This is a genomic window from Micrococcus sp. CS26, from assembly GCF_055522295.1.
The window spans coordinates 45216-53700 of sequence record NZ_JBVFVY010000016.1; the positions used below are offsets into that span (position 1 = coordinate 45216).

General features: G+C 76.1%; 9 protein-coding genes. 8 read left to right on the forward strand and 1 reads right to left on the reverse strand.

The genetic code is table 11. From position 1 onward, the window contains the following. The first annotated feature begins 1 nt into the window (after nucleotide 1). Genes ACZ1IK_RS08290 through ACZ1IK_RS08315 form a run of 6 tightly spaced genes read left to right on the forward strand, consistent with a single transcriptional unit; the run spans nucleotide 2 to nucleotide 5125 of the window. On the forward strand, nucleotides 2-769 hold the full coding sequence (locus ACZ1IK_RS08290) for a DUF2017 family protein (RefSeq protein ID WP_044659192.1): 768 nt from the start codon (nucleotides 2-4) through the stop codon (nucleotides 767-769). After that, a complete protein-coding gene (gene murI, locus ACZ1IK_RS08295; RefSeq protein WP_041103213.1) occupies nucleotides 766-1698 on the forward strand; it encodes a glutamate racemase in 933 nt (310 codons plus the stop codon). The genes ACZ1IK_RS08290 and murI overlap by 4 nt, the downstream gene beginning before the upstream one ends. Continuing rightward, nucleotides 1695-2510, forward strand: a complete 816-nt coding sequence (locus ACZ1IK_RS08300; protein WP_119217400.1) for an MBL fold metallo-hydrolase — start codon at nucleotides 1695-1697, stop codon at nucleotides 2508-2510. The genes murI and ACZ1IK_RS08300 overlap by 4 nt, the downstream gene beginning before the upstream one ends. A 22-nt stretch (nucleotides 2511-2532) precedes the next feature. Continuing rightward, a complete protein-coding gene (gene rph / locus ACZ1IK_RS08305) occupies nucleotides 2533-3297 on the forward strand; it encodes a ribonuclease PH (RefSeq protein ID WP_036382145.1) in 765 nt (254 codons plus the stop codon). Then, the gene (locus ACZ1IK_RS08310; RefSeq protein WP_044659188.1) at nucleotides 3294-3983 is read left to right on the forward strand and encodes a non-canonical purine NTP pyrophosphatase; all 690 of its coding nucleotides are present in this window, start codon (nucleotides 3294-3296) and stop codon (nucleotides 3981-3983) included. Before rph ends, ACZ1IK_RS08310 begins: the two co-directional genes overlap by 4 nt. Then, complete coding sequence (locus ACZ1IK_RS08315; protein ID WP_069941943.1) at nucleotides 3980-5125, forward strand: 3'-5' exonuclease; 1146 nt, start codon at nucleotides 3980-3982, stop codon at nucleotides 5123-5125. The genes ACZ1IK_RS08310 and ACZ1IK_RS08315 overlap by 4 nt, the downstream gene beginning before the upstream one ends. 5 nt (nucleotides 5126-5130) lie before the next feature. Here ACZ1IK_RS08315 and ACZ1IK_RS08320 read toward each other — a convergent pair whose 3' ends face one another. Next, nucleotides 5131-6285 carry an ADP-ribosylglycohydrolase family protein gene (locus ACZ1IK_RS08320; RefSeq protein ID WP_134416605.1) on the reverse strand — a complete coding sequence of 385 codons (1155 nt, stop codon included), beginning with the start codon at nucleotides 6283-6285 and terminating at the stop codon, nucleotides 5131-5133. A 66-nt stretch (nucleotides 6286-6351) separates the two neighbouring features. On the opposite strand from ACZ1IK_RS08320, the gene ACZ1IK_RS08325 reads away from it, so the two are divergent. After that, entirely contained in the window at nucleotides 6352-7575 is a 1224-nt protein-coding gene (locus tag ACZ1IK_RS08325) for an exonuclease SbcCD subunit D (protein ID WP_069941941.1), read from the forward strand. After that, a partial coding sequence (locus ACZ1IK_RS08330; protein ID WP_465098459.1) for an AAA family ATPase occupies nucleotides 7572-8485 on the forward strand: 914 nt, incomplete at its 3' end. The genes ACZ1IK_RS08325 and ACZ1IK_RS08330, both read left to right, overlap by 4 nt.

Consider the following 8485-nt stretch of genomic DNA (forward strand, 5'->3'; position numbering starts at 1 on the left):
CATGGCAGAACGGTTCCGCTGGACGCGGCGGGGGTACACGGCGCAGCTGGAGCTGCCGGAGGTGCGCCTGCTGCGCGGGCTGGTCAGGGACGTCGTCGCCCTGCTCGAGGGCCGACGCGCGGACGTGCGCCCCGCCGAGGCGGACCCCGCCGAGGCCCCGGCCGCCGAGGACGGCGTCGACACGCCCGAAGATCCCCCGGCGGCGCCGCCGTCCGTGTCCGCCGCGCAGGACGCGGGCCCCGTGGCCGGGCTGGACGCGTCCGACGCCGCGTTCTGGGGGCTGGTCTCCGGGCTGCACCTGAGCCAGGACCCGGAGCCGCAGCGTTCGGCCCCCACCGACCCGGCCGTCGCACGCCTCCTGCCGGATGCGATGCCCCAGGCCGGCGCCGCCGAACAGGGCGCCCACCGGGCCCTGACCGAGGACGCCCTGTCGGAGGGGAAGCTCGCGGACGCGCGCCTGGCACTCGAGCTGCTGCGCTCGACGCGCGTGGAGGTCCCGCACGACCAGGCGCCGGCCTTCGGCCGCGCGCTCAACGACGTGCGCCTCGTCCTCGCGGCCCGCCTGGGCGTCGAGACCGAGGAGGACGCCGCCCGCGTGCACGCCGTGGACGACTGGCGCAGCGCGGAGGACGTCGAGTCCACCATGGCCCTGCTCTACAACTTCACCTCGTGGCTGCTGGAGACGCTCATGACGGAGATGCTCAGCGAGCTGCCCGAGGGCGCGGACGAGTCCGCGCCGGGCGCCGGGGACGCGGAGGGCGAGCAGTGAGCGGCCAGCGCGCCGCCGTGGACGCCGCCGCGCCGATCGGCGTGTTCGACTCGGGCGTGGGCGGGCTGACCGTGGCCCGGGCGATCATGGACCAGCTGCCCCACGAGTCCATCCTCTACGTGGGCGACACGGAGCACTCGCCGTACGGCCCGCGGCCCATCGCCGAGGTACGGGCCCTCGCCCTGGCGATCATGGACGAGCTCGTCGCGCGCGGCGTCAAGGCGCTCGTGATCGCGTGCAACTCCGCGTCGGCCGCCGTGCTGCGCGACGCCCGCGAGCGCTACACGGGAGGCCACGGCATCCCCGTGATCGAGGTGATCCAGCCCGCCGTGCGCCGCGCCGTGGCAGCCACCCGCACGGGCCGGATCGGTGTGATCGGCACCGAGGCGACCGTCGGGTCCCGCGCCTACGAGGACTCGTTCTCGGCCGCCCCGCACCTCGAGATCACCTCGGTCGCGTGCCCGCGGTTCGTGGAGTTCGTGGAGGCCGGCATCACCACCGGCCCCGAACTGCTGGAGACCGCCCGGGAGTACACGGCCCCGCTGCGTGCGGCGGGCGTGGACACCCTCGTGCTGGGATGCACCCACTACCCGCTGCTGACCGGCGCGCTCTCCCTCGTGATGGGGGAGGACGTCACGCTCGTCTCCTCCGCGGAGGAGACCGCCAAGGACCTCTACCGGGAGCTGGTCCGCCTCGGCCTCGAGCACCCCCACTCGGCCGCGGGCTCCGGCCAGGCCACCCGCCACCGCTTCGCCGCCACCGGCGACCCCGACCACTTCCAGGCCCTCGCGCGCCGCTTCCTCGGACCCGAGGTCGAGTCCGTGCGACGCCTGGAGACGATCGGCGCGCCCCGCCCCGCGGCCGCGCCGGTCCCGACGCGCTCGGCGGCCTCCGTCCGGCCGGGCCCCGAGCAGGAGGGTGTGACGTGAAGCTGACCATCATCGGGGCCTCCGGGTCCTTCCCCGGCCCGGGCTCGCCCGCCTCGTGCTACCTCCTCACCGCCGAGGGCGTGGCCGAGGACGGCGTCACCCCGCGCACGTGGCGGATCCTGCTCGACCTCGGCAACGGCGCCCTCGGCGTGCTGCAGCGCTACGTCGAGCTCGAGGACCTGGACGGCATCCTGCTCTCCCACCTGCACCCGGACCACTTCATGGACCTGTGCGGGATGCACGTGGCCATCCGCTGGAACCCGGCCGGCTGGGGACGCGGCCGGCTGCCCGTCTACGGACCCGCCGGCACCGCCGACCGCATCGCCGAGGCGTACGGGATGGACCCCGAGCCGGGGATGCACCAGGACTTCGAGTTCCGGTGCTGGGCCGCCGGCCGCCCCGAGCGGCTCGGTCCGTTCCGGTTCACCCCGGTCCCCGTGCGCCATCCCATCGACGAGGCCTACGCGATCCGGGTCGAGGTGGACCGCGTCGACGACGACGGCGACGTCACCACCCGCGTGCTCACCTACTCCGGGGACACCGACGCGTGTGAGGGGCTCGTCGAGGCCGCGCGGGACGCGGACGTGTTCCTGTGCGAGGCCGCCTTCCACGAGGGCCGGGACGACGGCATCGACGGCGTCCACCTGACCGGCCGACGGGCCGGCGAGACGGCGGCGCAGGCCGGGGCCCGGAAGCTGCTGCTCACACACCTGCCGGTGTGGAACGATCCGCAGCGCGCCGTCCAGGAGGCCCGCGAGGTGTACGACGGCCCGCTGGCCGTCGCCGTCTCGGGGCTGAGCTACGGCGTCTGAGGGCGTGCCTAGACTGGAGGCCATGAGCTCTCCCGCCCCCACCGCCCCCCGCCCGGACGGCCGCGCCGTCGACGAGCTGCGCCCCATCACCATCACCCGGGGCTGGTCCCGGCAGGCGGAGGGCTCGGCCCTGATCGAGTTCGGGAACACCCGCGTGCTGTGCACCGCCTCCTTCACCGAGGGCGTGCCGCGCTGGCTCAAGGGCGAGGGGACCGGCTGGGTCACCGCCGAGTACGCGATGCTCCCGCGGGCCACCAACGAGCGCAGCCAGCGCGAGTCCGTCAAGGGCCGGATCGGCGGGCGCACCCACGAGATCTCCCGCCTGATCGGCCGGTCCCTGCGCGCCGTCATCGACCTGTCCGCCCTGGGGGAGAACACCATCGTCCTGGACTGCGACGTCCTCGACGCCGACGGCGGCACCCGCACCGCCGCCATCACGGGCGCCTACGTCGCCCTCGCCGAGGCGGTGGCCTGGGCGCGGCGCGAGGGGATCCTCGCCAAGGGCGCTGCCGTCCTCAAGGACTCCGTCGCCGCGGTGTCCGTGGGCATCGTGGACGGGGTGCCCGTCCTCGACCTGCCGTACGTGGAGGACGTGAAGGCGGAGACGGACATGAACGTGGTCGTCACCGGGGCCGGGGAGTTCGTGGAGGTGCAGGGCACCGCCGAGGGCGCGCCGTTCACCCGCGCCGAGCTGGACACCCTGCTGGACCTGGCCCTGATCGGCACGGGTGAGCTGGCCCGCATCCAGGCCGAGACCCTGGCCGCCGCCACGGAGGACCGGGCGTGAGCGCGCCCGCCTCCTCGTCGGCGGGCCTGCCGGAGGGCGCCCGCATCGTGCTCGCCACGCACAACGCGGGCAAGGTGCGCGAGCTGCGGCAGCTGCTCGCCGGCGCCGTGCCCGGCCTCGACGTGGAGGCCGCGGTGGTGGACGCGGGCGCCGTGGGCGCCCCGGACGTCGTCGAGGACGGCGTCACGTTCGCCCAGAACGCGCTGAAGAAGGCCCGCGCCGTGGCCGCGCACACCGGGCTGATCGCCGTCGCGGACGACTCCGGTCTGGCCGTGGACGTGCTGCACGGCGCCCCCGGGATCTTCTCGGCCCGCTGGGCCGGGCGCCACGGGGACGACCGTGCCAACCTCGAGCTGCTGCTGGCCCAGCTGGCCGACGTGCCGGACGAGCATCGGGGTGCCCAGTTCGTGTGCGCCGCCGCGCTCGCGGTCCCCAGCGGCCCGGACGCCGCGGGCGCCCGGGCCATCCACGTCGAGCACGTCGAGCACGGCCGCCTGCCCGGCACGCTGCTGCGCGAGCCCGTGGGGGACGGCGGCTTCGGCTACGACCCGATCCTGCGGCCCGAGGGCCGGGACGTGTCCACCGCGCAGCTGAGCCCCGAGGACAAGAACGCGATCAGCCACCGGGGGCACGCCTTCCGCGCCCTGCTGCCCTACCTGGTGGACGCGCTCGACGCGCGCCCGTGAGCGGCGGGCGCGTCCCCGTGCCGGGGCTGGACTTCACCGCGATCGACTTCGAGACCGCCAACGGCTTCCGCGGCTCCCCGTGCGCCGTGGGCGCCGTCCGGGTGCGGGACGGGGTCATGGTGGACCGTGCCGAGTGGCTGATCCGTCCGCCCGTCGGCTTCGACCGGTTCGATCCCCGCAACGTGCGCATCCACGGCATCACCGAGGACCGCGTCCTGGACGCCCCCCGGTTCGCGCAGGTGTACGACGAGCTCGCGGACTTCGTGGGGACGGACGTGCTCGCGGCGCACAACGCGGGCTTCGACGTCGGCGTCATCGAGTCCGGCCTCGAGGTCTCCGGCCGGGACGTGCCGGGCCTGGAGTTCGTGTGCACCCTGGTGCTGGCGCGCCGCGTCTACGACCTGCCCTCGTACGCCCTGCCCTCCGCGGCGCGCGAGGCCGGGTTCACCCCGGGGCGCCACCACGACGCACTGGCCGACGCCGAGGCCTGCGCGGCCATCCTCGTGGACATCGGCCGGCGCGTGCTGGGGGCGCCGCCGGCCGACGCGGAGATTCTGCCCGGGCTGACCGACGCGCCGGCCGGCCGCGGCGTCGACCGCCTGATGCGGGCCCAGGGGCTGAGCGTCAGCGTCCTCGCCCCCCGGGCGGCGGGATCGGGCGCCGAGTCGAAGGCCACCCGCCAGGCCCGGCGTACCGAGGGCGTCTTCGACGCGCGGGTCCCGCTGCGGGACGAACGCGCCATGCCCGACTTCATGCGCTGGCCGGACGAGGGCGTCAATCCGCTCCCGAACCCGGCCGCCGACCCGGGCCACCCCCTGTTCGGCCAGACCGTGGTGTTCACGGGCGGCATCGGCATGTCGCGTCAGAGTGCCAAGACGCGCGCGGCCGCGCACGGCGCGCAGACCGCGAACCGGGTGGGCGCGGCCACCACGATGCTCGTCGTGGGGGACGGCTTCGAGGCCGCGGACCTGCACCGCCCGCGCGCCGAGGACGGGGCACCGCAGGCCGTGACCACGGCGCTGGCGCACCGCAAGACGCGGGACGCCCTGCGCCGGCGGGACCGTGGGCAGGCCATCGCCCTGGTCTCCGAGGGGGAGTTCCTGCAGATGCTCGACGGGAACTGGCCGGACGCCGCGCGCTGAACCACTCAGGTGGTCGCGGCGCTCCAGCGCCGGGCGGCCTCCAGGACGACCTCGCGCTCGGCGACCCACCCCGGGACGGAGGCCTCGGCCGCGGCGCGGTCCGCGGGGTCGTGCGCACCGAACACGGCGGTGCCGTGCGCCACGCCGAGCACCTGCCCGGCCAGCGAGGCCGTGGAGTCGGAGTCGCCGTCGTGGTTCACGCCGATCCGCAGCGCCAGGGCGAGCGCCGCCGCCGGATCGGCCGGGTGCACCGCCTGCGCGGTGAGCGCGGCATACAGCGCGATCGCCAGGGCCTCCTCCGCGACCCAGCCCTCGCCGAGCGCGGTGGGGAGGGCGCCGGGGGCGCCGGGGTCGGCGTCGACGGTGCCGGCCAGGTCGACCGCCGCGGTCACGGCGGCGCGGGTCTCCGCGGCCTCCTCGCCCAGGCCGTCGAGCCACGCGCGGGCGTGCGCGACCGCGGCGGCCAGGTCCAGGCCGCGCAGCAGGGCCGCGATGACGAGGGCGTACGCGCCCGCCGCGACCCACGCGGTGGGGTGGCCGTGCGTGAGGACGGCCCCCTGGCGGGCGAGGGACACGACGTGCGGGTCCTCGAGCCCCGGCACCATCCCGTACGGGGCCGAGCGCATGACCGTCCCGCAGCCCTTCGAACCCGGGTTGTGCGGGTCGCCCGGCAGGCCCATCCCCGGTTCGGCGAGCCCGGTCAGGCACGCGGTGCCCGGCGCGCGGCGCACCTTCAGCTCCGCGTGCGCGTCGATCCAGCGGGGCGGGGCCGGGGGAGCGCCCTCGGGCAGCGCGCCGTCCTGCGTGGCGAACCAGCGCAGGCACGCGAGCCACACGCACGCCGCAGGATCGGCCGGGACGCCGTCGTTCTGCCACTCGATCCACTCGAGCAGGCCGTCGAGCACGTACAGCGTCAGCTGCGTGTCGTCGGTGATCGGCAGGGCGTGGGCGCCCTCCTGGGCGAGCAGGTCCGCGGCGTCGGTGACGCCGGCGGGGCCGTGCACCGCCGCGATCCCCGACGCGGGGGTGAACTCGACGACGCCGCCCAGCGCGTCCCCGGCGGCACCGGCCGCGAGGAGGGCCAGGACCCGGTCGGCGTGCTCGGGGCCGGGCAGGGGCGTGGACGAGGAGGCGGTGGGCTCGGGCGCGGTGGCGGACATGCCGCCATCGTACGAGCTGCACCGCGTCGTGCTTATCCCGTCCACACCCTCCCTAGAGTGGGCCGCATGATCCTGCTGCACACCTCGGACTGGCATCTGGGCCGGTCGTTCCACGGCACCGGGCTGCTCGAGGCCCAGGAGGAGGTCCTGGACGCCCTCGTCGCGACCGTGACGGAGCGCGGCGTGGACGCCGTCCTGCTGGCCGGGGACGTGTACGACCGCGCGCTGCCGCCGGCGGACGCCGTCCGGCTGCTGGACCGGACGCTCACCCGGCTGCACGCGGCCGGCGCCCAGGTGGTGCTCACGAGCGGCAACCACGACTCGGCGGTGCGCCTCGGCTTCGGCGGCGGACTCCTGGCGGCCGCGGGCGTGCACGTGCGCGCGGACGCGGCGGAGCTGGACCGCCCCGTGCTGCTCACCGAGCCCGGGGTCGACGGCGGCGCGGGCCAGACCGTGGCCGTCTACGGCATCCCCTACCTCGAACCGCGCCACCAGGGACCGGCCTGGGGCGTGGAGCCCCACCACACGGCCGTGCTGACGGAGGCGGTCCGCCGCGTCCACGCCGATCTGGCCGCCCGCCGCGCCGAGACGCCGGAGCCGGTGGCCGCCGTCGTGCTGGCCCACCTGTTCGCGGCCGGGGGCCACGGCTCCGAGTCCGAACGGGACATCGGCGAGGGCGAGCACGTCGAGCCGGACGCCCCGCCCGAGATGCTGGTGGGCACGCTGGGGCAGGTGCCGGTCTCCGTGTTCGACGGGCTCGACTACGCGGCCCTGGGCCACCTGCACGGCCGCCAGCGGCTGGCAGAGCACGTGCGGTACTCCGGCTCACCGCTGCCGTACTCCTTCTCCGAGGCGGGCCACCGCAAGGGCGGCTGGCTCGTCCACGTCACGGGCGGGGCCGTCACCGACGTCGAGGCCGTGGACTGGGACGCCGGACGGCGCCTGGCGGTGCTGTCCGGGCCGATCGAGGACCTGCTGGAGTCCCCGGAGTTCGCGTGGGCGGAGCAGTGCTGGGTGCAGGTCACCGTCACCGACGACGAACGCCCCGAGCGGGCCCTGGAGCGCCTGAAGACCCGGTTCCCCTCCGTGCTCGTCTTCCGCCACGAACCGGCCGGCGGGAGGCGGGCCCGGGAGCGGACCTACGCCCAGGTCCTGCGGCAGGCACCCTCGGACCACGCGCTCGCGGTCGGTTTCGTGGACCACGTCCGGCAGCGGCCGGCCAGCGGGGCCGAGCAGGACCTGCTGCGGGACGCCCTCGAGGCCGCTCGCGCGGGGGAGGTGCGCGCATGAGGATCCATCGGATGCGCCTGGAGGGGCTCGGGCCCTACGCCCAGGCGCAGGACGTCGACTTCGACCGGCTCAACGCGGGCGGCCTGTTCCTGCTGGACGGGCCCACCGGCGCGGGCAAGTCCACGGTGCTGGCCGCGCTGTGCTTCGCCCTCTACGGGACCGTGCCGGGCGGACGGTCGGCCGAGTCGCTCGTGACCACGCTGCGCGAGCCCGGCGCGGTGATCCCCGAGGTGCAGGTCGAGTTCACCGTGCAGGGCCGGCGCTTCGAGGTGGTCCGCTCGCCCAAGCACGAGCGGCCCCGCCGGAGACGCAGCGCGGCGGGCGGCGCCACCGTCACCACGCAGGCCACGGTCTCCCTGCGGGAACGCGTGGACGGGGAATGGACGGCGCCGCTCACCCGGGCGGACGAGGTCGGCCAGCAGATCGCGGCCGTCCTGCACCTGGACGCCGAGCAGTTCATGCAGGTGGTCCTGCTGCCTCAGGGACAGTTCGCCCAGTTCCTCACCGCGAAGTCGGATGAGCGCCGCGTCCTGCTGCGGCGGCTCTTCGGCACGCAGCGCTTCGACGGCGTCGAGGAGCACCTGCGCGTCGAGACGGCCCGGCTGGACACCGCGGTGGCCGTGGACGCGGACGTGGCCCGGACCGCGCGGGCACAGCTGGCCGAGGCGCTCCACGAGGCGCTCGGCCCGGACTGGCATGCGCCGGAGCCGTCACCGGACACGGACGACCGGCTGCTCGGCCTCGCCGCCGAGCGCGCAGGTCGCGCCCACGAGGACGCGCGGGCCGACCTCGCCACGGCCCGCGCCGCGGAGCAGCGGGCCCGGGTGACGGCGCGTGAGCTGGAGACCCGCGGGCGGGACCTGGCCGCGGCCGAGGCGTGGGCGAGCCGTCGACGCGACCACGACGCCGA